The following is a 23,496-nucleotide window of genomic DNA, read 5'->3' as shown; positions in this document are numbered from 1 at the left end:
CGCTAGAGCTGGGTGGGCTGGCGCTTGGTCAGGCCGTGCGTCTCGGCGATGCCGTTCCAGAGGCGCGCGGCCTGCTGCTTGGCGGTGGTCGCCTCGCCGCTCGCCACACCGGCCTGCGCCGTGCGGCCGGTGTAGCGGGCGCGGCCGTCCTTGCAGCCCTTCCGGCCCTTGACCTGCTCCGCCCAGGCCGCGTAGTGGTCGTCGGCCTCCGCCGACGCCTGCCACGCCTTGGTGAGCGCGGCCGTCAGCTCCGTGTGGCTCGGCAGCTTGTCGACCTTGATCGCCTGGAGCCGGGTCACCAGGCCGCGCCGCTGCTGAGCGGCGGCCCGCAGATCGCTCGCGGCCTTGTCCAGCTCGCTGCACCGCTTGATGTTCTCGACCGAACTGATCACCGTGGCACGGCTGCTGCCGCTGTCGGCGAGCAGCTTGTCCAGCTCCTCCGCCTGCGCCTTCGCCGGGTCGGCCGGCGGCTGGGCGGGCGCGCTCGGCGTGGGTGAGGACGCGGCGGCGATCCCGGTGGTGTCGCCCTTGCCCTTCTCCTCGCCGTCGCCGCCGCTCAGCAGGGCGCCGGCGCCGAGGCCGACGACGGCGCAGCCGATCACGACGGCGGCGACGAGCGGCAGCTTCGAGGACCGGCGCGGCGCGGGCTCGTCGTACCCGTCGTCGTACGCCGGCTGCTGCTGGTACGCGGCGGCCGGCGGCTGCTGGCCGTACGGCTGCTGGTGCCCGTACGGCTGCGGCGGCGGGTAGCCGTAGCCGTGCCGCTGCTGGGCGGCGGCGGGCGGCGTGGCGTCGAGGCGGGGCATCTGCTGGGTCGCGCCCGCCGCGTCGTCACGGAACAGGTTGTCGAACTCGGCCGGCGGCCCGGAACGTCCCGCTACAGGCGGAATGTACTGCGTCGCCTCCGAGTCGGGGTGCGCGGACCGCGGCTGCTGCGGGTACTGCCCGTGCTGCGGCTGCTGGGGGTGCTGCGGGGGCTCGTACTGCCCGTGCTGCGCCTGGGCGGGCTGCGGCGGCTGTGTGCCGAAGCCGGTGCCGAGGAACGCGGTCGACTCCGCCGGGGTCTCCGGGGGGACCGGCCGCAGGTACTGCGTGGCGGCGTCCCCGGCCGGCGCACCCGGCGGCATGGCCTGACCCGGTGCCGCGTGGCCCGGCGGGGCCTCCGGCGGGAGCGGCCGGCCCGAAGCCCCGTACGCCCCGGGATGCGGGGGCGGCGGCCCCCAGGGCCGGCCCGAGGGCTGACCCCACGACTGGCCGTCCTGGCCGTGTCCGCTCTGCGTCACCGGGACTCCTACGTGTGAACCTACGCAACCGTCGGCTCACGCTACCGGGTGTATCGCCGCCCCCGCACTCGGGTGTGTCATTACGCACGCCCCAAGAGCCCCGCCCCTCACGCCGCCTGCAGTTCCCTGCGGGCCAGGAACTCGCGGACGGCCGGCTCGTCGCCGAACGGCTCCAGCCGCTGCTGGAGGTCGTCCAGGTACTCCGTACCCCTCGACGACCGCAGGGTGCCGAGGAGTTCGACCGCGCGGGTGCCCGTGTGGCAGGCCTGCTCGACCTCGCGCTGCTGGACCTGCGCCGTGGCCAGCAGGACGAGGCCGATCGCCCGCCGGCGCGCCCGGGTCTCCGGATGCCCGTGCAGGGCGTCGGAGGCAGCGCGGGCCGCCGTCTGCGCCTGGCCCAGGTCCCGGTGGCAGTGGGCGAGTTCGTCGGCCAGGTAGGCGTGGTCGAAGTGCGCGATCCACTCCGGGTCGTCGCCCGACGCGGGCTCGGCCCGCTCCAGCGCGGACAGCGCGCGCCCCGCGACCTCCTGGCACGTCCGCGCGTCCCCGAGCAGGGCGTGCCCGCGCGCCTCGGCCGCCAGGAACATCGCCTCGGCCCTCGGCGTGATGTGCCCCCGTGCGCCTTCCTGCGCGGCCCGCGCCAACTGGGCGATCTCCCTGGGGTTCCCGAGCTGCGCCGCCAGGTGGCTCATGGACGCGGCCAGGACGTAGCCGCCGTAGCCGCGGTCCCCCGCGGCCTGCGCCAGCCGCAGCGCCTGGATGTAGTAGCGCTGGGCCAGGCCGGGTTGGCCGGTGTCCACGGCCATGTACCCGGCCAGCTCCGTCAACCGCGCGACCGCGGAGAAGAGTTGCCGACCGACCGTGTCGCGGTACGAGCCGGACAGCATCCCGGACACGACGCTGTTGAGGTAGTGGACCACCACGGGCCGTACATGGCCGCTGCCGAAGCGGTGGTCGAGGTCGACGAGCGCGTCGGTCATCGCCCGTACCGCGCGCACGTCGGACAGACCGACCTTCGCCCCCGCCGTGCGGGCCACTTGGGCGTCGGGGCCGGTGATCAGCCAGTCCCGGCTCGGCTCGACGAGCGCGGACGCGGCGACCGTGGAGCCGGAGAGGAAGTCCCGCCGGCCGACGTCGCTGCGCCACAGCTCGCAGACCTGCTCGATGGCACCCAGCACCGTGGGGGAGAACTGGAGGCCGACACCGCTGGCCAGGTTCTTGCCGTTCGCCATGCCGATCTCGTCGATCGTGACCGTACGGCCCAGCTTGCGCCCCAGGGCCTCGGCGATGATGCCGGGGGCGCGGCCGCGTGGCTGCTGTCCGCGCAGCCAGCGTGCGACCGATGTCTTGTCGTAGCGCAGATCGAGTCCGCGTTCCGATCCGACCATGTTGACGCGGCGGGCGAGCCCGGCGTTGGAGCACCCCGCTTCCTGGATGAGAGCCTGCAGCCGTTCGTTCGGCTGACGGGCGACGAGCGGCCTCGCTGCCATGACTACCCCCTGTGGTGCCGGTGATCAGTCAGTCGATCACTGCCCGGCTGATGTCCGGAGAATGCAGAACTTGGCGCTGTAATACCAAAACATCGACAATGCAGTGCATTACGGTGCAATACCGGGAGACGCCCGCATTGACGCCCCTCCCCCGTCTGTGGCTACCCGCCCGCGGCTCCCGCCGCCCGTGCGCGCCCCCGCGCGTGCATCCATGCGCCCCACATGCCGAATCGATGCATCTCGCCCTTCGCCTTTGCGCCCCGTAACCCCCCGTGGGGTGGGGAGTTGAGCTGTCCGTGGAAGAGACCATCGGAGTCACGGAAGCCGCACAGATCCCCAAGCAGCGCGGGGAGCAGCTGCTGGACAGCGCCGTGCGGTACGCGGAAGAGCGGCACTGGGACGTGTTCCCCGGCACGTGGTTGGAGGCGGTCGACGGCCGCGAGCAGTGCTCGTGCGGCGACACCGCCTGCCCCGCGCCCGGCGCCCACCCGGCCCGGCCGGACTGGGCGACACAGGCGACGGGCAGCGCGGTGGCGGCCCGCCGGCTGTGGGGGAAACAGCCGAAGGCGTCGATCCTGCTGCCGACCGGACGTACCTTCGACGCGCTCGACGTGCCGGAGTCGGCCGGGTTCCTGGCGCTGGCCCGGATGGAGCGGATGGATCTCACGCTCGGGCCGGTGACGTGCACCCCGGACCGCCGGATGATGTTCTTCGTGCTGCCGGGCGCCGCCGTGAAGGTGGCCGACCTGATCCGCAAGCTGGGCTGGTCGCCGTCCGGGATCGACCTGGTCGCCAGGGGCGAGGGCCACTACGTGGCGGCGCCGCCCACCCGGGTCGGGGGGCAGGGCGCGGTGCAGTGGGCGCGGCGGCCCACCCCGGCGAACCGCTGGCTGCCCGACGCCGAGGAGCTGATCAGCCCGTTGGCGTACGCGTGCGGACGGGAGGCGGCCGCGGCCCGGGCCCGGCGCTGACCAGCTGAACCGCTGCCCGGGGCGGTGACCACTGCGTCGACCGGGCAACGCTGACCAGCGCAGACTGCCGGATCATCACCCTGCGTCGCCGACGGCTCGTCCGTAGGCTGTTCCCGCATGACATGACGGGGACATGAAAGGCAGGGCCCATGCCGGACCGGCACGATGCAGTTGACATGGCGGGTGGAGCGTCGGGGGCGGCGCCGCCCGCCGTTCGCGTGGAAGGGCTCTGGAAGCGCTTCGGCCAGCAGGTCGCGGTCGCCGGCATCGACCTCGCCCTGCCGGCGGGGAAGTTCATCGGGCTCGTCGGCCCGAACGGGGCGGGCAAGACGACGACGCTGTCCATGGTGACCGGGCTGCTGCGGCCCGACCAGGGCCGGATCGAGGTCGCCGGGCACGACGTGTGGCAGGACCCGGCCGCCGTGAAGGCACGGATCGGGGTGCTCCCCGAAGGGCTGCGGCTGTTCGAGCGACTCTCGGGGCGGGAGCTGCTGGCGTACACGGGGCGGCTGCGCGGGCTGCCGGGCGCCGAGGTCGACAAGCGGGCCACGCAGCTGCTCGACGTGCTCGACCTGGCCGGTTCGCAGCACAAGCTGGTGATCGACTACTCGACCGGTATGCGCAAGAAGATCGGGCTCGCCGCGGCGCTGCTGCACAACCCCGAGGTGCTGTTCCTGGACGAGCCGTTCGAGGGCGTGGACCCGGTCTCGGCGCAGACCATCCGCGGGGTGCTGGAGCGCTACACGGCCTCCGGCGCGACGGTGATCTTCTCCAGCCATGTGATGGAGCTGGTGGAGTCGCTGTGCGACTGGGTCGCCGTGATGGCGGCCGGGCAGATCCGCGCCCAGGGCACGCTGGCCGAGGTACGGGGCGACGCGCCGTCGCTGCAGCGGGCGTTCCTGGCACTGGTGGGCGCCGACGCGCGCGACGCGGGCGAGTCGCTGGACTGGCTGGGCGGTGCGCGCGGCGGCGCCGGTGGTGCGGGCGGTGGCACGCAGGGCGGCCCGGGCGGCGGGGCACAGGGTGGTGCGCGGTGAAGGGCGCTGCGCTGACGCCGGTCTTCGTACGGCTCAAGCTGTCGCTGCTGCGCAACGGGCTGCGGCAGTCGTCGGGGCGCACGGCCGTGTTCATCGTGTCGATCGTGTTCACGCTGCTGTTCGCGGCCGGGCAGCTGCTCGGGTTCCTGCTGCTGCGCGGCCATGCGCACGCGGCGACGCTGGGCGTACTGGTGACCGGGGTGCTGGCCCTCGGGTGGGCGGTACTGCCGCTGTTCTTCCCGAGCGGTGACGAGACGCTGGACCCGACGCGGCTGGTGATGCTGCCGTTGCAGGCGGGGCCACTGGTGCGGGCGCTGCTGGTGGCGTCGCTGGTGGGGATCGGGCCGCTGTTCACGCTGTGCATGGCGCTGGGCGCGGGGATCTCCGTGGCGCACGGGGCGTTCGCGGTGGCCGTGGCGGTGGTCGCGGTGCCGCTGGTGCTGTTGGTGTGCGTGGCGCTGGCGAGGACGGTCGCGGCGGCCAACATCCGGCTGCTGACCTCCCGCAAGGGCCGGGACCTCGCGCTGCTCAGCGGCCTGGTCATCGCGGTGGGCATCCAGTTCGTCAACTTCGGCGCGCAGCGGCTGGGCCGGGCGGGCGGGCTGGCGCCGCTGGAGCCGGTGGCGGAGGTCGTCCGGTGGATCCCGCCGGCCTCGGCGATCGGCGCGGTGGACTCCGCGAGCGAGGGCGCGTACGGCGTGGCCGTCGTCCAGCTACTGCTCGCCGGCGCGGCGCTGGCCGGGCTGCTGGTGCTGTGGCGGCGCAGTCTGACCAAGCTGATGACCGCGCCGGACAGCTCGACGCTGGCGGCCGCGGACACGGCGCGGGAGAAGCGCGGCGGTGCCGGGGTGGGGCGGCTGTGGCCCGAGGGGCGTACGGGCGCGGTGATGCAGCGCGCGCTGCGGTACGGCTGGCGCGATCCCAAGACGAAGTCCCTGTGGGTGACGGCGCTCGTCCTGGGCGCCCTCATCCCGCTCTTCAACGCCTGGCAGGGCACCGGATCGGTCTACTGGGCGTGCTTCGCCGCGGGCATGCTCGGCACGCTGATGTACAACCAGTTCGGGCAGGACAGCTCGGCGTTCTGGATGGTCTCGATGACCGTCTCGTCGACCCGCGACGCGTACGAGGAGCTGCGGGCGCGGGCGATGGCGCTGCTGGTGGTGAACCTGCCGTACGTGACGCTGGTGACGGTGGTGTCGGCCGCGCTGCTGGGCGACTGGCGGCAGCTGCCGGACGCGCTGGGGCTGTCGTTCGGCGTGCTGGGCGCGATGGTGGGCATGGGGGCGTGGGCGTCGGCGTACTTCCCGTACTCGGTGCCGCAGGAGTCGCACCGCAACGCGGCGCCCGGGCAGGGGTCGTTGGCGTGGTTCTCCATGCTGGGCGGGATGGTGGGGTCCGCGCTGCTGGCGTCGCCGCTGATCGTGATGCTGATCTGGGCGAGGGTGGCGGACAGTTCGTCGGGGCAGTGGCTGCTGCTGCCGCTGGGGGCGTCGTGGGGGGCCCTGCTGATCTGGTCGGGCCTCCGCCTGGCCGCGGCCCGCACGTCCCGCCGGCTCCCCGAAATCCTGACAGCAGTCAGCAAGGCGTAGCGGGGCGCCGGTCGTGCTGTGGCGCTGTCGCGCCGTTCCTGCTGTGGGCATGCGTTCCGCCAAGGGCGGAACGGGTGGGCACAGCAGGAACGGCCACCCGGCCTGAGGGCCCGCCCCTTGCGCGCCACGATGGTGGGTGGGTCCGGGGGTGGGGTGGGTGGGACCGCCCGCCCGTGGGCGGCTCACCGCCGGTGGGGGTTGGGTGGGTGGGACCGTCCCGTCCGTGGGCGGCCCCACCCCGGTGGGGTCAGGGGGTCGTCGACTCCAGGAACGGCTCCACAGCTGTGCGCCAGGCGTCTGGCCGGTCGTAGTGGATGTAGTGGCCCGCGTCCGGGACCTCGGCGTACTGGCCGTGGGGCAGGACGCGGACCATTTCCTGGGCCTCCGCGCGGCCCAGTTCGCCGTCGAGGCCGCGGACGACGAGGGTCGGGCAGCGGACCTGGGCGAGCGTGTCCCAGTGCGCGTCGTGGACCCAGGTCTCACGCGCGGCGAGCATCTGCTGCGGGGAGAACACGGGGCGCCAGCCGTCCGGGGACTCGGTCATGACCTCGGCGAAGAACTCGCCGCGCGCCGGGTTGGGGCGCTCCACCCGCGGGTCGTCCTCGCCGAACCACTTGCGGACGTCGGCGAGCGTGGCGAAGGGAACGGGCCAGGTACGGAACCAGCTCTCCCACTCGCGCTGGGAAGCGGCGCCGAGCGCCGAGGCCCGCATGTCGCTGATCACCAGGGCGCGCACCAGGTCGGGGCGCTCCGCGGCGAGTTGCCAGGCGGTGAGGGCGCCCATGGAGTGGCCGATGAGGGTGACGGGGGCGAGGCCGAGCTGTTCGATCGCCGCGGCCGCGTCCGCGACGTAGGCCTCGCGGGTGTACGGGCCGTCGGACGGCTTGTCGCTGTGGCCGTGGCCGCGCTGGTCCAGGGCCACGGCCCGCTGCCGCTCGGACAGCCAGCGGGCGGTGGTCGCCCAGTGGCCGGCGCGGCCCATCAGTCCGTGGAGGAGTAAGACGCCGGGCGCGGGCTCGGTGCCGTCGTCGCCGGGCCCCTTGGGCGGGTCGGCGAACTCCCAGGCCGCGAGGCGTACACCGTCGGCTCCGGTCAGATCGAAACGTCGCACCATGTGTCCTGGCACCCCCTTCTGTCACGTCGGACGACCCCCGCAAGATTATCGAACTGGCATTCGGAAGTGGGGGTCTCGGGCATAACACCGCTCGTTCGAGTGACCCTGCTCAAGGGTTGACGGCCTCTGCCGAGGGGAGATCTTCAGCGGGAGGCGGACCGCTCGGGGAAAGAGGTCCGACGGGATTGACCCTGAGAGCTCGGGGCTCCGGGTCAGCGCAGGGGAGGACAGGCCCCGGTGCCGGACGGCACCGGGGCCTTCTCCGTGCGTGGACGTGCGCTTCGATGCGGACGGCGGACGCATCGCGCAGCTCCCCTCCCCAGGCCCCGACGGGCGAGGCCCCGGCTCGCGCACATATGCCTGCAGTCAAGCGTGGCACGCCCGGCGGCCGGGCGCTGGCGTTCCGCACGAATGCCCGGCGCCGGGTGTGAGGGTGTCAGCGCTTGGCGACGAAGACGTGCGAGGCGACGTCGGCGTCCAGTTCCGCGGCCTCGCCGCTGCTGCCGACCAGCACACCGCCGGGCGACTCGGTGACGCTCACCACCGAGCCGGGCTGCACTCCGGCGCGGCGCAGCGTGTACATCAGCTGGGCGTCCGTCTGGATCGGCTCGCCGATGCGGCGCACCACCACGGTCTTGCCCTCGGTGCCCGGGTCCAGCTCGGACAGCGACACCATGTTCTCGTCCAGGAACGGGTCGGCCTCGGCCTTCTCGCCCAGCTCCTCCAGGCCCGGGATCGGGTTGCCGTACGGCGACTCCGTCGGGTGGCGCAGCAGCTCCAGGACGCGGCGCTCGACCGCCTCGCTCATCACGTGCTCCCAGCGGCACGCCTCGGCGTGGACCTGCTCCCACTCCAGGCCGATGACGTCGACGAGGAGGCACTCGGCGAGCCGGTGCTTGCGCATCACGCGCGTGGCGAGCCTGCGGCCCTCCTCGGTCAGCTCCAGGTGGCGGTCGCCGGCGACCGTCACCAGACCGTCGCGCTCCATACGGGCGACCGTCTGGCTGACCGTCGGGCCGCTCTGGTCGAGCCGCTCGGCGATGCGGGCGCGCATGGGCACCACACCTTCCTCCTCCAGCTCGAGGATGGTGCGGAGATACATCTCCGTGGTGTCGATCAGTCCGGACATACGTGCCCCTCGATGCGTGACATTCCTGCGGCGGCCCCGGAGTCAATTCTTACGCATCCCGGTGAGAACCGTGCCCGGCGGACCGCGGGCGCTATTGACACAGCAATGGTCCAGACCGCAACGTGATCCGCGACACGACGAGGGGAGCACGCCGATGGGCGACAGCAAGCTGGCCGGTCAGTTCTTCGACGCCGCGATCGGTCTGCTGCAGCGGGTGCGCGACGAGGAGGCGGGGAACGTCACCGCCGCCGGCGCCGCCGTCGCCGACACCGTCGCCTCGGGCGGCCGTCTGTTCACGTTCGGCGCCGGGCACTCCTCGCTGCCCGCCCAGGACGTCGTCTACCGGGCGGGCGGCCTGGCCGTCGTGAACCTGCTGGCCGTGCCGGGGGTGGTGGGCGTCGACGTCATGCCGGCGACGCTCGGCTCCGCCCTGGAGCGGGTGGACGGGCTCGCGGGCGCCGTCCTGGACTCCTCTCCGGCCCGCTCCGGCGACCTGCTGTTCGTCGTCTCCCTGTCGGGGCGCAACGCCCTGCCCGTCGAGATGGCGCAGAACGCCCGCGCCCTCGGCCTGACCGTCGTCGGCGTGACGTCGCTGGCGTACGCGAAGGAGACCAGGTCGCGGCACGCGTCGGGCACGTTCCTCAAGGACCACTGCGACATCGTCCTGGACTCCCACATCGCGGTCGGCGACGCGGAGCTGACGTACGAGGGCATCGAGGCGCCCTTCGCGCCCGCCTCGACGGTCGTGACCAGCGCGCTGATGCAGGCCACCATGGCCGCCGCGGCCGAGGAGCTGGTCCGGCGCGGCATCGAGCCGCCGCTGCTGCGCTCCGGCAACGTCGACGGCGGCCACGAGTGGAACGGCCGCGTGATGGACGAGTACGCCGACCGCATCTTCTACCGGCGCTGAGCCGGCCGTCGGGCGCGGCGTCGGGGCGGTGCCCGCGCCCGCGGGCCGGCGCGGTCGTCAGTCGGCCGGGCCCGTCTCCTCCTGTTCCGGGCCTCGTTCGCCCTCCGCCTGCGAAGGGGTCGTGCGCGAGACGTCCGGGTGACGCCCGCCGATCGCCGTGGTGTCGTCCGGGTCCTCGCCCTCGGCCTGGGACGGTGTCCCGTACGGAATGTCGTACGGCATCTGCTCACTCATGCTGTGCCTCCCGACCATGCGCCCTCTCGGCGGCAGCCGTCGGTCCTTCGGACCCTTTCAGTCTGCCTCCGCTCCCGGCGCCCGGCCCGTCACACCGCCGGCTGCGCGAGGTCCACGGACGCCGCCACGCGCACGGCGACGCTCTCCGCGTACGCCACGTCGGGGCGCTCGAAGGCGGGCCGGCTCGCCGAGCGGAGGAACGTGACCACGCCCAGCGTGCGGCCCCGGCTGCGCAGCACCGCGCACAGGGCGTGCGCCGCGTCCCCCGGCCAGTGCCGCTCGGCGGCCCATCCGGCCTCCGCGTCGCCCCCGCCGGCCGCCCAGTGGCTGGCCCGCACCGCGCCGACCCGGTCCAGCGCCCGCAGCGCCGGGTGCCCGGGACCGTACGGCAGTGGCAGGCCCGCGCCCGCCACCCGTGCCACGGGTCCCGGCGCGTCCGCCGGGGTGGCCGCGACCCGCACCAGGCGCGACCCGTCGCCCCGCACCAGGTCCAGCAACGCGTCGTCGGCGAACCCGGCGAGCGCGAAGTCCAGGTACGCCGTGGCCGCGTCCAGCGGGTCCTCGCACTCGGCCGCCGCGCTGCCCGCCCGGTGCAGCTGGCTGGATCGGAACCGCAGCCGGTCCGCCTCCTGCTCGGCCAGCCGCGCCTCCGTCACGTCCTGGAACAGCCACGCCACGCCCAGCGGCGCCGGCTCCTGCGACAGCGGCGACGCCAGGCGCAGGAAGCCGCTGCGCCAGCAGCGCCGCCGCTCGCCGTCCGGTGCGCGGACCGTCGCCCACAGCTCGGCCGGCGACCGGGGGGTTCCCTCCGCCAGGACGTGCTCCAGCGCGGCCTCCAGCTGTTCGACGCCCTGCAGCACGGCCTCGCCCAGCGGCCGGCCCAGCAGGGTCGTACGCCCCACGCCGAGGGCCCGGGCCGCGTGCGCGTTCACGACGGCGGGGCGCAGGTCGGCGTCCACGACGACCACGCCCCACGACGCGTCGTCGAACAGGGCCTCGCTGAGCGCCACCGACCGCTCGAAGTCCAGCTGCGCGTGCACTTCGCCGAACGCGCAGTACACGCCCGCCGCGCGGCCGTCGGCGCCCCGCACCCCGGCCGCCTGGGTCCGTACGAGGACCCGCCCGCCGTTCTTGTGGAGCAGCGCGAACTCGTGCACCCGGCGGCCCGGCGCATCCATCGCCGCCCTCAGCCGGGCCTCGACGTCGGCGGCGTCCGCGGGCCGCGCCGCCCAGCCGGACAGGCCCCGCCGCCCGACGGCCTCGCCGGCCGGCCAGCCGAGTATCCGCTCCGCCTCGCGGTTCCAGTGGGTGACCACCCCGTCGGCGTCGAACGCGCACAGCGCCGCGTCCATCCCGTCCAGCAGCGCGGTGAGGAGATCACCGCCCGCTCTCGCCGTATCGCTCCCGGACGCACTCATCCCGGCACCCCCTGCAGGACGTGTACTCGCGCGTGCACCCGCACGTGCCCGGCCATTCAACTGGAACGTGACCCAGGACACACCACGTTCCGGAAATTCGGTTGAGCCGCGCGGCGGGGCTTCCTAGGGTGTCGGACACACGAGAAAGGAGGTGATCCGGAAGTGATTTCTTTTCGGATGCGTGAGGTGACTGCGGGCTGAGGCCTGTCGTCACATGACGGCAGGCCTCCTGCCGTACACCAAGCAGTCACCGGCCCGCGGGCTCGTCGGCACATCCGGCCGACCTCTCCGGCTAGCAGGAGAGAGCAGAGCCCGCGGGCTTCTGCGTGGGCGCCCGTTCTACGGGGACAGGCGCTCCACCCGCCACTCGCCGCCGTCCCGCACGTACCGCAGCCGGTCGTGCAGCCGGTTCTCGTGGCCCTGCCAGAACTCGACGGTCTCCGGCGTCACGACGTACCCGCCCCAGTGCGGCGGCACCGGCACCTGCTCGTCCTCCGGGTAGCGCGCCGCCAGCTCCTCGTACCGGGCCAGCAGCGCCGCCCGGGAGGGGATCACCGACGACTGCTCGCTCGCCCACGCGCCCAGCTGCGAGCCGTGCGGGCGGGTGCGGAAGTACGCGGCGGTCTCGTCGCGCCCCACCCGGGCCGCCGTGCCGGTGACCAGCACCTGGCGGGCGATCGGGTGCCAGGGGAAGAGCAGCGCGGCGTGCGGGTTGGCCTCCAGCTCGGTGCCCTTGCGGGAGCCGTGGTTGGTGTAGAAGACGAAGCCGCGCGCGTCGTAGTGCTTCAGCAGCACCGTGCGGGACGACGGGCGGCCGTCGGGGGTGGCCGTCGACACGACCATGGCGTTCGGCTCGTGGATCTCGGGGCTCGCCGCCGCCTCCTTGAACCAGCGAGCGAACTGCTCCATCGGGTCGGCCGCGAGGTCCGCCTGCCGCAGCTCCGCCGTGTGGTACTGCTCGCGCATCGGCGCCGGGTCGAGAGCGGGGTCCAGGGTGGGATCGAGAGCGTCGGTCACGCCGTCCATCCTGCCGCAGTGGTCAAGTCTGCCCGGCATCGACCGGCGCTAATCCTCCCCGACCGGAACGGCGCAGTGTGCCTGATGTCACGCTTCCCCGCATCGGGGGAACCCGACAGACTCATGCGCTGGGTCACTGTTCCCTCCACACACATCACCACGAGGAGCCGCAAGATGTCCGACTTCGTACCCGGGCTCGAGGGAGTCGTCGCGTTCGAGACGGAGATCGCCGAACCGGACAAGGAGGGCGGTGCGCTTCGCTACCGGGGCGTCGACATCGAAGACCTCGTGGGCCACGTCTCCTTCGGGAACGTGTGGGGCCTGCTGGTCGACGGGGCCTTCAACCCGGGCCTGCCGCCCGCCGAGCCGTTCCCGATCCCGGTGCACTCCGGTGACATCCGCGTCGACGTGCAGTCCGCGCTGGCCATGCTCGCGCCCGTGTGGGGTCTGCGGCCGCTGCTCGACATCGATGCCGAGCAGGCCCGCGACGACCTCGCCCGCGCGGCCGTCATGGCCCTGTCGTACGTCGCGCAGAGCGCGCGCGGGCAGGGGCTGCCGATGGTGCCGCAGCGGGAGATCGACAAGGCCCAGTCCGTCGTCGAGCGGTTCATGATCCGCTGGCGCGGCGAGCCGGACCCCAAGCACGTGGCGGCGGTCGACGCGTACTGGACCTCGGCGGCGGAGCACGGCATGAACGCCTCGACGTTCACCGCGCGCGTCATCGCCTCGACCGGCGCGGACGTCGCCGCGGCGCTGTCCGGTGCCGTCGGCGCGATGTCCGGGCCGCTGCACGGCGGTGCCCCGTCCCGGGTCCTCGGCATGATCGAGGAGATCGAGCGGACCGGTGACGCCGGCGCGTACGTGCGCCAGGCCCTCGACAAGGGCGAGCGCCTGATGGGCTTCGGGCACCGCGTGTACCGCGCGGAGGACCCGCGCGCCCGGGTGCTGCGCCGTACCGCCAAGGAGCTGGGCGCGCCGCGCTTCGAGGTCGCGGAGGCGCTGGAGAAGGCGGCGCTGGAGGAGCTGCACAACCGGCGCCCGGACCGGGTGCTCGCGACGAACGTGGAGTTCTGGGCGGCCATCGTGCTGGACTTCGCGGAGGTCCCGGCGCACATGTTCACGTCCATGTTCACCTGCGCCCGTACGGCGGGGTGGTCGGCGCACATCCTGGAGCAGAAGCGCACGGGCCGCCTGGTCCGCCCGTCGGCCCGCTACGTCGGCCCGGGCGCCCGCAGCCCCCGGGAGATCCCGGGCCACGAGGACATCACGGCCTGACGCCGACGAGGGGGCACCCTCCGCGGGTACCCCCTCGCCTCACCGGCCGAGGGCGCCGCACGCGCCCTCGCGCCCGGTTCACCCCAGCGCCTCGTCCAGGAGCTTCGCCCATTGGGCGACCACCCGTTCGCGGCGGGACGTGTCGTCCGTGAGCAGGGTCGCGAGGCCCAGGCCCCGGGCCATGTCCAGGAGGCCCTGGACCGTCTCGCGGACGCCGGGGCGGGATTCGTCCGCGCCCAGCAGCTCCACCGCGATGTGGTGCGTCTCGCGGCCCACCCGCGCCTCCAGTTCGGTGACCCGCGGCCGCAGCTGGTCCTCGTTGGACGCGGCGACCCACAGGTGGAGCGCGGCGCGGAACAGGGGGCCCGTGTAGAGGGCGACGAGGGCCGAGACGACGTCTGCGCGGCTCTTGCCGGTGAGGGCGCGCAGCGCGTGCGAGCGTTCCTCGGCGACGTACTCGACCGCGGCCGTGAAGAGGTCCTCGCGGGTCGGGAAGTGGTGCTGGGCCGCGCCCCGCGAGACACCGGCGTGTTCGGCGACGACCGCGACCGTGGAGCCGGCCCAGCCGCGTTCGGCGAGGCAGGCGACGGCGGCTTCGAGGAGCCGCCGGCGGGTGGCGCGGCTGCGGTCCTGCTTCGGGGCGCGGGCGGATGCCTCGCTCAGATCGCCCATACGGGGTCCCGTCGTTCTAGGAAGGCCGTCATTCCCTCGCGCGCCTCCGCCGAGGCGAAGAGCGTCGCCGAGCGCCGGACGAGTTCCTCCGCGTCGCGCTCGAAGGTTTCCAGCACCCTAGCGGCCACCAGCCGTTTCGACTCGGCCAGCCCCTGCGGCGAGCCCTTGCGCAGGGCGTCCAGGAGGGGCGGTACGGCCTTGTCGGGGTCGTCCGCCGTGAGGGTCACCAGGCCCGTACGGGCGGCTTCGGCGGCGTCGAAGCGTTCGCCCGTCAGGTAGTAGCGGGCCGCGGCCCGCGGGTCCATGCGGGGCAGGACCGTCAGGGAGATGATCGCGGGGGCCACGCCGAGGCGGGCCTCGGTGAGGGCGAAGTCCGAGGCCGGGGAGGCGACCACGATGTCGCAGGCGGCGACCAGGCCGATGCCGCCCGCCCGTACGTGCCCGTCGACCTTCGCCACGACGGGCTTGGGCAGTTCCAGGACCTGCCGGAGCAGCGCCACGAAGGCGTACGGGCTGGGCGGGGCCTTCAGGTCGGCGCCGGCGCTGAACGTGGAGCCGGTGTGGGTGAGCACCACCGCCCGGACCGCGGGGTCGCCCGCGCAGCCGGACAGGGCGTCCGTCAGCTCCGCGACGAGGCCGGCCGAGAGGGCGTTGCGGGTGTCCGGGGCGTCCAGGGTGAGCGTGGTGATGCCCCGGTCGTGGGCGGTGGTGATCGTCATGGGCTCTCGCCTCCGGCGGTGATCAGCACTCAGTACGACTTGGGCAGGCCCAAGGTCTGGTGCGAGACGTAGTTGAGGATCATTTCCCGGCTGACGGGCGCTATGCGGGCCACGCGGGAGGCGGTGACGAGGGCGGCGAGGCCGAACTCGCGGGTCAGGCCGTTGCCGCCGAGGGTGTGCACGGCCTGGTCGACGGCCTTGACGCAGGCCTCGGCCGCCGCGTACTTGGCCATGTTCGCCGCCTCGCCGGCGCCCGTGTCGTCGCCCGCGTCGTAGAGGACGGCGGCCTTCCGCATCATCAGGCGGGCGAGTTCCAGCTCGATGTGGGCCTGGGCGAGGGGGTGGGCGATGGCCTGGTGGGCGCCGATGGGCGCCTTCCACACCTGGCGTTCCTTCGCGTACCGCACGGCCCGCTCGATGGCGTACCGGCCCATGCCGAGCGCGAACGCAGCCGTCATGATCCGCTCGGGGTTGAGGCCGGCGAACAGCTGGAGGAGGCCCGCGTCCTCGTCGCCGACGAGCGCGTCCGCGGGCAGCCGCACCTCGTCGAGGGTCAGCTCGAACTGCTTCTCGCGGGCGGTGAGTTCCATGTCGATGGGGGTGCGGTGGAAGCCGGGCGCGTCGCGGGGGACGATGAACAGGCAGGGCTTGAGGGTGCCGGTGCGGGCGTCCTCGGTGCGGCCCACGATGAGCGTCGCGTCGGCGATGTCGACGCCCGAGACGAACACCTTGCTGCCGCTGAGGATCCAGCCGTCCGCCGCCCTGCGGGCCGTGGTGGTGATGCGGTGGGAGTTGGAGCCCGCGTCGGGTTCGGTGATGCCGAAGGCCATGGTGCGGCTGCCGTCGGAGAGGCCGGGCAGCCAGGCGCGCTTCTGCGCGTCGGTGCCGAAGCGGGCGATGACCGTGCCGCAGATGGCGGGCGAGACGATCATCATGAGGAGGGGGCAGCCGGCGGCTCCCAGCTCTTCGAGGACGAGGGAGAGTTCCGCCATGCCGGCGCCACCGCCGCCGTACTCGGCGGGCAGGTTCACGCCGAGGTAGCCGAGCTTGCCGGCCTCGGCCCACAGGGCTTCGTGGTCGTGGTCGCGGCCGTGCCGCCGGCCGAGCGCGGCGACGGCCGAGCGCAGGGCGGTCTGTTCCTCGGTCTCCAGGACGCCTTCGGTGACGCTCATTCCTGGTCCTCCTCCTGTGCGGGCGATACGACGGCGAGCAGGGTGCCGACCTCGACCTGGTGGCCGGGTGCGGCGTGGAGCGCGGTGAGCGTGCCGGAGGCGGGAGCGGTGACGCGGTGCTCCATCTTCATGGCCTCCAGCCACAGCAGGGGCTGTCCGGCCTCGACCCGGGCGCCTTCCCGCAGGCCGTCCGCGACGCGGACGACGGTGCCGGGCATGGGCGCGAGGAGCGAGCCGGGGGCGGTGCGGACGGTGGGGTCGGGGAAGCGGGGCCGCGGGGTGAGGCGGTGGGAGCCGGTGGGGGTGTCCACGTGGACCACGTGGGCGGCGTGAGCGGTGCGCGGGTCGGTGTAGGCGGTGACGCGGTACGGGCGGACCACGCCGCCCACGTCGAGGCGCACCTCGGCGGGGGTGGCCGACACGACCCGTACGTCCGGGTGGTCGTCGAGGGTGTGGCCGTCGCGGGTGCGGCGGTAGCGGACCTCGTGACCGTTGTACGTCTTGGTCTGCGGCTGGGACGGAACGTTCCGCCACGCGCCCGGTCCCGGGCGGGCGGCCGCGTCGGCGAGGGCGGCGGCGACGGCCGCGTACGCCTCGCCGGGCGGCGGCGCGGTGAGGGCGGCGAGGTGGCGGTCGTAGAAGCCGGTGTCGGCGCGGCCCTCGGTGAACTCGGGGTGGCGCAGGGACCGTACGAGCAGGTCCCGGTTGGTGGGCGGGCCGTGGACCGCCGCCGACTCCAGGGCGCGGGCCAGGGCGCGGACGGCTTCGGCGCGGGTGGGGGCGTGGGCGACGGCCTTGGCGAGCAGGGCGTCGTAGTGGACGCCGATGGTGTCGCCGTCGGCGTACCCGGTGTCCACGCGTACGCCGTCGGGGAAGGCCAGGCGGTGCAGCACACCCGTCTGCGGGGTCCAGCCGGCGGCGGGGTCCTCGGCGTACAGGCGGGCCTCGACCGCGTGGCCGCGCGGCCGCGGCGGCTCGGCGTCGAGCGCGGCGCCCTCGGCGATCCGGATCTGCTGGGCCACCAGGTCGATGCCGTGGAGCGCCTCGGTGACGGGGTGTTCCACCTGGAGGCGGGTGTTCATCTCCAGGAAGTGGGCGGTGCCGTCGGCGGCGACGAGGAACTCGACGGTGCCCGCGCCGGTGTACCCGGTGGCGCGGGCGGCCCGTACGGCCGTCTCGTACAGCGACTCGGTGAGCCGCTGCGGCAGTCCGGGCGCCGGGGCCTCCTCGACGACCTTCTGGTGGCGGCGCTGGAGGGAGCAGTCGCGGGTGCCGAGCGGCCAGACCGTGCCGTGGGTGTCGGCGAGGATCTGCACCTCGACGTGGCGGCCGCCCTCCACGTACGGCTCGACGAACACCTCGCCGTCCCCGAAGGCGCTCAGCGCCTCGGCGCGTGCCGCCTCCAACGCCGCTGGGAGATCGGCGAGTTCGCGGACCACGCGCATGCCGCGCCCGCCTCCTCCGGCCGCCGCCTTGACCAGGACGGGCAGGTCGCCGGCGGTGACGCGCTCCAGGGAGGCGACGCCGAGGAGCTTCTTGGCGCGGGTCTTGGACGCCATCGCCTCGATGGCCTCGGGCGGCGGCCCGATCCACACGAGGCCCGCGTCGAGGACGGCCCGCGCGAAATCGGCGTTCTCCGACAGGAAGCCGTAGCCGGGGTGGACGGCGTCCGCGCCCGCCGCGAGGGCGGCCTTCACGACGAGGTCGCCGCGCAGGTACGTGTCGGCGGGGGCCGCGCCCGGCAGCCGTACCGCCGCGTCGGCCCGCCGTACGTGCAGGGCGCCCGCGTCGGGGTCGGAGTGCACGGCGACGGTGGCGATGCCCAGGTCGCGGCAGGTACGGAAGACGCGGCAGGCGATCTCGCCGCGGTTCGCCACGAGGAGGGTCCGGATCATGGGGTGCCTCACATCCTGAAGACGCCGAAGCCGCCGCGTGCGCCCTCGACCGGTGCGGTGTGGATCGCCGACAGGCACAGCCCGAGGACGGTACGGGTGTCGCGCGGGTCGATGACCCCGTCGTCGTACAGCCGCCCGGACAGGAACATCGGCAGGGACTCGGCCTCGATCTGCTGCTCGACCAGGGCGCGCAGGGCCGCGTCGCCGTCCTCGTCGTACGGCCGGCCCTTCGCGGCGGCGGACTGCCGGGCCACGATCGACAGGACGCCGGCGAGCTGCTGCGGGCCCATGACGGCGGACTTGGCGCCGGGCCAGGCGAAGAGGAAGCGCGGGTCGTAGGCCCGGCCGCACATGCCGTAGTGGCCGGCGCCGTAGGAGGCGCCCATGAGGACGGACAGGTGGGGGACCCGCGAATTGGCCACCGCGTTGATCATCATCGCGCCGTGCTTGATGATGCCGCCCTGCTCGTACTCCTTCCCGACCATGTAGCCGGTGGTGTTGTGCAGGAAGAGGAGGGGGATGTCGCGCTGGTTGGCCAGTTGGATGAACTGGGCGGCCTTCTGGGACTCGGCGCTGAACAACACCCCTTGCGCGTTCGCGAGGACGCCGACCGGATAGCCGTGGAGGGTGGCCCAGCCGGTGGCGAGGCTCGTCCCGTACAGCGGCTTGAACTCGTCGAAGTCGGAGCCGTCGACGATCCGGGCGATGACCTCGCGCGGGTCGAAGGGGGTCTTGAGGTCGGCGGGGACGATGCCGAGGAGTTCCTCCCCGTCGTACGCGGGCGGCTCGTACGGGCCGGGGACCGGGTGGGCCTTGCGGTGGTTGAGGCGGGCGACGATCCGGCGGGCCCGGCGCAGCGCGTCCGGCTCGTCGAGGGCGTAGTGGTCGGCGAGGCCGGAGGTGCGGGCGTGCATCTCCGCGCCGCCCAGCGACTCGTCGTCGCTCTCCTCGCCGGTGGCCATCTTCACCAGGGGCGGTCCGCCGAGGAAGACCTTCGACCGCTCCTTGATCATGACGGTGTGGTCGGACATGCCGGGGATGTAGGCGCCGCCGGCGGTGGAGTTGCCGAACACGACGGCGACGGTGGGGATGCCGGCGGCGGACAGCCGGGTCAGGTCGCGGAACAGGGCGCCGCCGGGGATGAAGATCTCCTTCTGGGACGGCAGATCGGCGCCGCCGGACTCGACGAGCGAGATGACGGGGAGCCGGTTGGCGTACGCGATCTCGTTGGCGCGCAGGGCCTTTTTGAGGGTCCAGGGGTTGGAGGCGCCGCCGCGTACGGTCGGGTCGTTGGCGGTGATCAGGCACTCGACGCCCTCGACGGTGCCGATGCCGGTGACGAGGGACGCGCCGACGGTGTGGTCGGAGCCCCAGGCGGCGAGCGGGGACAGTTCGAGGAACGGGGTGTCGGGGTCGAGCAGCAGCTCGATGCGCTCGCGCGCGAGGAGCTTGCCGCGGGCGCGGTGCCTCTCGATGTACTTGGGGCCGCCCCCTTGGAGCGCTTTGGCATGCTCCGCGTTCAGCTCGTCAAGTTTGGCCAGCATGGCGCGACGGTGGGTGGCGTACTCCTCGGATGCCGGGTCGAGGGCGGAGCTGAGGACGGTCACAGCAGGGCCTCCGGGATGTCCGTGTGGCGGGCGCGCAGCCACTCGCCGAGCGCCTTGGCCTGGGGGTCGAACCGCGCCTGCGCGGCGACGCCTTCGCCGAGGAGGCCGGTGACGGTGAAGTTGAGGGCGCGGAGGTTCGGCAGGACGTGGCGGGCGACGGCCAGGGCCCGCGTCTCCGGCAGCAGGGCGCGGAAGTGCTCGACGGTCAGGGTGTGCGCGAGCCAGCGCCAGGCCCCGTCGGTCTCGGCCCAGACGCCGACGTTCGCGTCGCCGCCCTTGTCACCGCTGCGGGCCCCGGCGACGAGCCCGAGGGGCGCCCGCCGGGTGGGGCCCGGGGGCAGCGGCGGCGGGAGCGGGGGTTCGGGTACGGGTTCCAGGGCGCGGGTGCGGGCGGGGTGCGCGATGTCGACCCTTCGCCCGTCGGGCAGGACGGCGGTCTGGGTGACGTCCGCGGGGTCGACGTACACCGCCTCGAAGACCCCGTAGGGGGCCGGTTCGGCCGGTGGGGCGGTCACGTGGAAGCCGGGGTAGCTGCCGAGGGCCAGCTCGACGGCGGCGCCGCTGAACGCGCGGCCGACGACATCGGGGTCGTCGTCGCGCACGACGAGGCGGAGCAGAGCGCTGGCGGTCTCCTCGGTGTCGGCGTCCTCCCGGTCGGTGCGGACCAGCTCCCACCGAACGTGCGCGGTCCTGCCGAGGGCGTGGGCCAGCTGCTCCCGCACGAGCCGGGCCTTGGCGTCGATGTCGAGTCCGGTGAGGACGAACACGACCTCGTTGCGCCAGCCGCCGAGCCGGTTGACGCCGGCCTTGAGGGTGGGCGGGGGCGCCTCGCCGCGTACGCCGCTGATCCGCACCCGGTCGGGGCCGTCCTGGGTGAGCCGTACGGTGTCGAGGCGGGCGGTCACGTCGGGCCCGGCGTAGCGGGCGCCCGCCGTCTCGTAGAGCAGTTGGGCGGTGACGGTGGCCGGGTCGACGGCGCCGCCGGTGCCGGGGTGCTTGGTGATGACGGCGGTGCCGTCGGCGTGGACCTCGGCGAGCGGGAAGCCGGGGCGGCGTACGTCGTAGCGCGTGAAGTGCGGGTGGTTCCCGCCGGTGGCCTGGGTGCCGCACTCCAGGACGTGACCGGCGACGACGGCGCCCGCGAGCGCGTCGTACGCGTCCGGGCCCCAGCCGAAGTGGGCGGCGGCGGGCCCGGTGACGAGGGCGGCGTCGGTGACCCGCCCGGTGACCACGACGTCGGCGCCCGCTTCCAGGCAGGCGGCGATCCCGGCGCCGCCGAGGTAGGCGTGGGCGGCCAGGGCGCCGGGCGGCGTGGGCAGCCGGTCGCCCTCGACGTGGGCGACGCGCACGGGCAGCCCGAGCCGGCCGGCCAGTTCGCGCAGGGCGCCGGCGAGGCCGGCGGGGTTGAGGCCACCGGCGTTGGTGACGATGCGCACGCCCCGCTCGTGGGCGAGCCCCAGGCCCTCCTCCATCTGCCGCAGGAAGGTCTTGGCGTACCCGAGGGACGGGTCCTTGAGCCGGTCGCGGCCGAGGATGAGGAGGGTCAGCTCGGCGAGGTAGTCGCCGGTGAGGACGTCGAGTTCACCGCCGGTGAGCATGTCGCGGACGGCGTCGAAGCGGTCGCCGTAGAAGCCGGAGGCGTTGCCGATACGGAGGGGCTTCACGGGGCCGGCTTCGGTCGCGGGCTTCACGGGGCCGGCTTCGGCTGCGGGCTTCACCGGGCCTCCTTGGGCGGCCGCCCGGCTCCCGGGGGGCCGGCGAAGGCCTGGGCGATGTCCAGCCACCGGCCGGCGTCGGGCCCTTCGGCGTGGACGGCGAGGTCGGCGCGGTGGGCGCGCCGGGTGACGAGGAGGCAGAAGTCGAGGGCGCGCCCTGTGACGCGCTGGGCGGCGTCTTCGGGGCCGTACGCCCACAAGGTGCCGTCGTGCGCGTCGAGTTCGACCCGGAAGGGCTCGGCGGCCGGGGTGAGCCCCCGTACGGCGAAGGCGTAGTCGCGGGCGCGGACGCCGATCCAGGCGACGTGCCGCAGGCGCGCGGTGGGCGCCCGCACGACGCCGAGCGCGTCGGCCACGTCCTGCCCGTGGGCCCAGGTCTCCATGAGCCGGGCCGTGGCGAGGGCGGTGGCGCTCATGGGCGGCCCGTACCAGGGGATACGGGCCCGCGCCTCCCCCAGCACGTCGGCCAGGCGGGCACGGGAGGCCCGCCACCGGGCGAGCAGCGCGTCGGGCGGCCGGCCCGCGACCGCGTCCGCCCCCGCGTCGACGAACGTGTCGGGCGCGGCGGCGGCCTCGGCGACATGGGCGGCGAAGGCGTCCGGGTCGGTGGCGGCGAGCAGCGCGACCTCGTCGGTCCAGGCGAGGTGCGCGATCTGGTGGGCGACGCTCCAGCGCGGGGCGGGGGTCGGGGTGGCCCACTCCTCGGGCCGCAGCCCGGCGACGAGCCGGTCCAGTTCGTCGCTCTCGTCACGCAGGTCGTCCAGCACGGCGCGGAGGCCGACGGCGGGGTCGGACACGGTGCGCTCCTTCCGGGGCACGGCGGTGTGCCCCGGAGCATGGCACCGACGAAGAAAACAATCAAGCATGATTGCTTGGATTGCGCCGACGAGTTTTCCAGCTCGGGCCAGGGGCTGCGGTTGCGGGAATCGCCCGACGAGCCGCTCGACCGGTTCCACCTGGAGGTCGTGCCCAGCCCGAGCGGGGTGACGCACCACCTGTTCCGGCGGAGGTGACAGGAGGGTTCGCCGCTGGTCAGACGGAGAAGGCGGCGCCGGGCGCGGCGTGGTCCACGGGGCCGTCGAACCGGGTCGCCGCCCGGGCCACCGCCTCCTCCGGCGTGAGGAACGGGCCGACGTGCGTGACGATCAGCCGGCCCGCCCCGGCCGCGCGGGCCGTCTCGCCGGCGTCCTCGGGCGTGTGGTGGACCCGATCCTCCCCGGCCGGCGCCTGCGCGCTGTCGGCCTCGCACAGCAGCACGTCGCAGGCCTCCGCCAGCTTCGTGAGGGTGGCGCAGGGAGCGGTGTCCCCGGAGTAGACCAGCGAACGGTCCCGGGCCTCGAAACGGACGGCGAAGGCCGGGATTCCGTGGGCCACCGCCCGGCTGGTCAGCGTGAACGCGCCGACCCGCGCCCGATGCCCGTCGTGCAGCTCCTGGACGGCGAAGGCCGACTCGACGGGGCTGCGGGTCGCGGTGTTGGTGAGGAAGTGGGCCAGCCGGTCGGCGATGCCGGGCGGACCGAACAGCGGGATGGGCGCGGCCAGTTGGACGTCCGCGAAGAGCGCGCCGTAGTACGCGGTCAGCAGGTCGGCGCTGTGGTCGGCGTGCAGGTGCGAGATCCAGATCGCGTCCAGCTCGTCCAGCCGGACGTACCGCTGGAGTCGGGCGAGCGTCCCGGTGCCCGCGTCCACCCAGATGTGGGTTCGTCCGCCGGAGACCAGATAGCCGGAGCACGGGTTGTCGACGCTCGGGTAGGGCGTCGCGCTTCCCAGGACGGTGAGGCGGAAAGGATCGCCGGTCATCCGGGGAGTCTAGAACGCGTGAACCAGGGGCAGGTGAGGGCTTCTTCGCGACCGCCGGCCCTTCGGGCGTCCCGCTACTCCGCCGCCCGGACGGCCGCCCCCGCGGTGGCGACATCCAGCTCGACGATCACCTCGTCGGCCTGCCGGCGGCCGCGCTCCGTGATCGCGAGGCCGATCAGGGCCAGCTCCGCGGCGCGGTCCCGTTCCGCGTACTGCTCGCGGGTCTCGTCTGCCCCGTCCTCGCCCCCGCCATCGGGCCCCGTCGCCTCGTCGCGCTCCCAAGCGGCCACCGCGGCCTCGGCGAGCGCCCTCGGCAGGCGGACCGTGACGCGGTCGGCCTGCGCCTCGACGCACCGGCCGATCGCCGCCAGCACCTTCGAGTCGTCCCGATACCTGACGTACTGTTCCCGATCGCTCACAGTGCGAGCGTACGCGGGGCTCGCCACCCC

General features: G+C 74.1%; 21 protein-coding genes and 1 pseudogene. 6 read left to right on the top strand and 16 right to left on the bottom strand.

What is annotated here, in order from left to right; translation table 11 throughout:
- Positions 1-2: 2 nt before the first annotated feature.
- Positions 3-1,283, bottom strand: coding sequence for a hypothetical protein (locus ABEB09_RS18915; protein WP_345691101.1), 1,281 nt, complete (start codon positions 1,281-1,283; stop codon positions 3-5).
- A 107-nt stretch (positions 1,284-1,390) separates the two neighbouring features.
- Positions 1,391-2,773 (bottom strand): NsdA family TPR-like regulatory protein, encoded by a 1,383-nt coding sequence (locus ABEB09_RS18910; protein ID WP_345691100.1) that lies wholly within the window; start codon positions 2,771-2,773, stop codon positions 1,391-1,393.
- A gap of 296 nt (positions 2,774-3,069) precedes the next feature.
- On the opposite strand from ABEB09_RS18910, the gene ABEB09_RS18905 reads away from it, so the two are divergent.
- The 3 genes from ABEB09_RS18905 to ABEB09_RS18895 all read left to right on the top strand — a co-directional run bounded on the left by ABEB09_RS18905 (position 3,070) and on the right by ABEB09_RS18895 (position 6,370).
- The gene (locus ABEB09_RS18905; RefSeq protein ID WP_345691099.1) at positions 3,070-3,744 is read left to right on the top strand and encodes a bifunctional DNA primase/polymerase; all 675 of its coding nucleotides are present in this window, start codon (positions 3,070-3,072) and stop codon (positions 3,742-3,744) included.
- A 149-nt stretch (positions 3,745-3,893) separates the two neighbouring features.
- Entirely contained in the window at positions 3,894-4,781 is an 888-nt protein-coding gene (locus tag ABEB09_RS18900; protein WP_345691098.1) for an ABC transporter ATP-binding protein, read from the top strand.
- Positions 4,778-6,370, top strand: a complete 1,593-nt coding sequence (locus ABEB09_RS18895) for a transporter (protein WP_345691097.1) — start codon at positions 4,778-4,780, stop codon at positions 6,368-6,370. Before ABEB09_RS18900 ends, ABEB09_RS18895 begins: the two co-directional genes overlap by 4 nt.
- Positions 6,371-6,617: 247 nt before the next feature.
- Here ABEB09_RS18895 and ABEB09_RS18890 read toward each other — a convergent pair whose 3' ends face one another.
- Positions 6,618-7,484, bottom strand: a complete 867-nt coding sequence (locus ABEB09_RS18890; RefSeq protein WP_345691096.1) for an alpha/beta fold hydrolase — start codon at positions 7,482-7,484, stop codon at positions 6,618-6,620.
- 436 nt (positions 7,485-7,920) lie between these two features.
- Positions 7,921-8,613 (bottom strand): iron-dependent transcriptional repressor DtxR, encoded by a 693-nt coding sequence (locus ABEB09_RS18885; RefSeq protein WP_345691095.1) that lies wholly within the window; start codon positions 8,611-8,613, stop codon positions 7,921-7,923.
- A gap of 154 nt (positions 8,614-8,767) precedes the next feature.
- Between ABEB09_RS18885 and ABEB09_RS18880 the strand changes: the two genes are divergently transcribed.
- Complete coding sequence (locus ABEB09_RS18880; protein WP_345691094.1) at positions 8,768-9,523, top strand: SIS domain-containing protein; 756 nt, start codon at positions 8,768-8,770, stop codon at positions 9,521-9,523.
- A gap of 57 nt (positions 9,524-9,580) precedes the next feature.
- On the opposite strand, the gene ABEB09_RS18875 is transcribed toward ABEB09_RS18880, so the two are convergent.
- From ABEB09_RS18875 to pdxH, 3 genes are all read right to left on the bottom strand, one after another.
- Positions 9,581-9,757: a hypothetical protein gene (locus tag ABEB09_RS18875; protein ID WP_345691093.1), complete on the bottom strand. Its 177-nt coding sequence runs from the start codon at positions 9,755-9,757 to the stop codon at positions 9,581-9,583.
- 89 nt (positions 9,758-9,846) lie between these two features.
- Positions 9,847-11,175 carry a PAS domain-containing protein gene (locus tag ABEB09_RS18870; protein ID WP_345691092.1) on the bottom strand — a complete coding sequence of 443 codons (1,329 nt, stop codon included), beginning with the start codon at positions 11,173-11,175 and terminating at the stop codon, positions 9,847-9,849.
- Between the two features lie 339 nt (positions 11,176-11,514).
- The gene (gene pdxH, locus ABEB09_RS18865; RefSeq protein WP_345693986.1) at positions 11,515-12,201 is read right to left on the bottom strand and encodes a pyridoxamine 5'-phosphate oxidase; all 687 of its coding nucleotides are present in this window, start codon (positions 12,199-12,201) and stop codon (positions 11,515-11,517) included.
- Between the two features lie 165 nt (positions 12,202-12,366).
- On the opposite strand from pdxH, the gene ABEB09_RS18860 reads away from it, so the two are divergent.
- Positions 12,367-13,467 carry a citrate synthase 2 gene (locus tag ABEB09_RS18860; RefSeq protein WP_345691091.1) on the top strand — a complete coding sequence of 367 codons (1,101 nt, stop codon included), beginning with the start codon at positions 12,367-12,369 and terminating at the stop codon, positions 13,465-13,467.
- Positions 13,468-13,545: 78 nt separating this feature from the next.
- Here ABEB09_RS18860 and ABEB09_RS18855 read toward each other — a convergent pair whose 3' ends face one another.
- Genes ABEB09_RS18855 through ABEB09_RS18825 form a run of 7 tightly spaced genes read right to left on the bottom strand, consistent with a single transcriptional unit; the run spans position 13,546 to position 22,044 of the window.
- Complete coding sequence (locus tag ABEB09_RS18855; RefSeq protein WP_345691090.1) at positions 13,546-14,139, bottom strand: TetR/AcrR family transcriptional regulator; 594 nt, start codon at positions 14,137-14,139, stop codon at positions 13,546-13,548.
- Complete coding sequence (locus ABEB09_RS18850) at positions 14,127-14,858, bottom strand: enoyl-CoA hydratase family protein (protein WP_345691089.1); 732 nt, start codon at positions 14,856-14,858, stop codon at positions 14,127-14,129. The genes ABEB09_RS18855 and ABEB09_RS18850 overlap by 13 nt, the downstream gene beginning before the upstream one ends.
- A 29-nt stretch (positions 14,859-14,887) precedes the next feature.
- Positions 14,888-16,030: an acyl-CoA dehydrogenase family protein gene (locus tag ABEB09_RS18845; RefSeq protein ID WP_345691088.1), complete on the bottom strand. Its 1,143-nt coding sequence runs from the start codon at positions 16,028-16,030 to the stop codon at positions 14,888-14,890.
- A complete protein-coding gene (locus tag ABEB09_RS18840; RefSeq protein WP_345691087.1) occupies positions 16,027-17,925 on the bottom strand; it encodes an acetyl/propionyl/methylcrotonyl-CoA carboxylase subunit alpha in 1,899 nt (632 codons plus the stop codon). Before ABEB09_RS18840 ends, ABEB09_RS18845 begins: the two co-directional genes overlap by 4 nt.
- A gap of 8 nt (positions 17,926-17,933) precedes the next feature.
- On the bottom strand, positions 17,934-19,532 hold the full coding sequence (locus tag ABEB09_RS18835; protein ID WP_345691086.1) for an acyl-CoA carboxylase subunit beta: 1,599 nt from the start codon (positions 19,530-19,532) through the stop codon (positions 17,934-17,936).
- Entirely contained in the window at positions 19,529-21,196 is a 1,668-nt protein-coding gene (locus tag ABEB09_RS18830) for an acyclic terpene utilization AtuA family protein (RefSeq protein WP_345693985.1), read from the bottom strand. The genes ABEB09_RS18835 and ABEB09_RS18830 overlap by 4 nt, the downstream gene beginning before the upstream one ends.
- Positions 21,197-21,246: 50 nt before the next feature.
- The gene (locus ABEB09_RS18825) at positions 21,247-22,044 is read right to left on the bottom strand and encodes a TIGR03084 family metal-binding protein (protein ID WP_345691085.1); all 798 of its coding nucleotides are present in this window, start codon (positions 22,042-22,044) and stop codon (positions 21,247-21,249) included.
- Between the two features lie 105 nt (positions 22,045-22,149).
- Here ABEB09_RS18825 and ABEB09_RS18820 point away from each other — a divergent pair.
- Positions 22,150-22,260: pseudogene (locus tag ABEB09_RS18820) on the top strand (dihydrofolate reductase family protein); the annotation flags it as partial.
- Between the two features lie 19 nt (positions 22,261-22,279).
- On the opposite strand, the gene ABEB09_RS18815 reads toward ABEB09_RS18820, so the two are convergent.
- Positions 22,280-23,047: an MBL fold metallo-hydrolase gene (locus tag ABEB09_RS18815; RefSeq protein ID WP_345691084.1), complete on the bottom strand. Its 768-nt coding sequence runs from the start codon at positions 23,045-23,047 to the stop codon at positions 22,280-22,282.
- A 74-nt stretch (positions 23,048-23,121) separates the two neighbouring features.
- Positions 23,122-23,466, bottom strand: coding sequence for a hypothetical protein (locus ABEB09_RS18810; protein WP_345691083.1), 345 nt, complete (start codon positions 23,464-23,466; stop codon positions 23,122-23,124).
- Positions 23,467-23,496 lie beyond the last annotated feature (30 nt).

Source organism: Streptomyces coeruleoprunus, from assembly GCF_039542925.1.
GTDB lineage: Bacteria > Actinomycetota > Actinomycetes > Streptomycetales > Streptomycetaceae > Streptomyces > Streptomyces coeruleoprunus.
The sequence above is the reverse complement of the archived record's forward strand: the minus strand, read 5'-3'. Positions and strand labels throughout refer to the sequence as shown.

Bases quoted from the DNA above. Each gene is read 5' to 3' on its own strand.
- ABEB09_RS18875 (WP_345691093.1), bottom strand. From the start codon at position 9,757: ATGAGTGAGCAGATGCCGTACGACATTCCGTACGGGACACCGTCCCAG.
- ABEB09_RS18815 (WP_345691084.1), bottom strand. From the start codon at position 23,047: ATGACCGGCGATCCTTTCCGCCTCACCGTCCTGGGAAGCGCGACGCCC.
- ABEB09_RS18850 (WP_345691089.1), bottom strand. From the start codon at position 14,858: ATGACGATCACCACCGCCCACGACCGGGGCATCACCACGCTCACCCTG.
- pdxH (WP_345693986.1), bottom strand. From the start codon at position 12,201: ATGGACGGCGTGACCGACGCTCTCGATCCCACCCTGGACCCCGCTCTC.
- ABEB09_RS18855 (WP_345691090.1), bottom strand. From the start codon at position 14,139: ATGGGCGATCTGAGCGAGGCATCCGCCCGCGCCCCGAAGCAGGACCGC.
- ABEB09_RS18880 (WP_345691094.1), top strand. From the start codon at position 8,768: ATGGGCGACAGCAAGCTGGCCGGTCAGTTCTTCGACGCCGCGATCGGT.
- ABEB09_RS18870 (WP_345691092.1), bottom strand. From the start codon at position 11,175: ATGAGTGCGTCCGGGAGCGATACGGCGAGAGCGGGCGGTGATCTCCTC.
- ABEB09_RS18860 (WP_345691091.1), top strand. From the start codon at position 12,367: ATGTCCGACTTCGTACCCGGGCTCGAGGGAGTCGTCGCGTTCGAGACG.
- ABEB09_RS18890 (WP_345691096.1), bottom strand. From the start codon at position 7,484: ATGGTGCGACGTTTCGATCTGACCGGAGCCGACGGTGTACGCCTCGCG.
- ABEB09_RS18900 (WP_345691098.1), top strand. From the start codon at position 3,894: ATGCCGGACCGGCACGATGCAGTTGACATGGCGGGTGGAGCGTCGGGG.
- ABEB09_RS18840 (WP_345691087.1), bottom strand. From the start codon at position 17,925: ATGATCCGGACCCTCCTCGTGGCGAACCGCGGCGAGATCGCCTGCCGC.
- ABEB09_RS18910 (WP_345691100.1), bottom strand. From the start codon at position 2,773: ATGGCAGCGAGGCCGCTCGTCGCCCGTCAGCCGAACGAACGGCTGCAG.
- ABEB09_RS18885 (WP_345691095.1), bottom strand. From the start codon at position 8,613: ATGTCCGGACTGATCGACACCACGGAGATGTATCTCCGCACCATCCTC.
- ABEB09_RS18845 (WP_345691088.1), bottom strand. From the start codon at position 16,030: ATGAGCGTCACCGAAGGCGTCCTGGAGACCGAGGAACAGACCGCCCTG.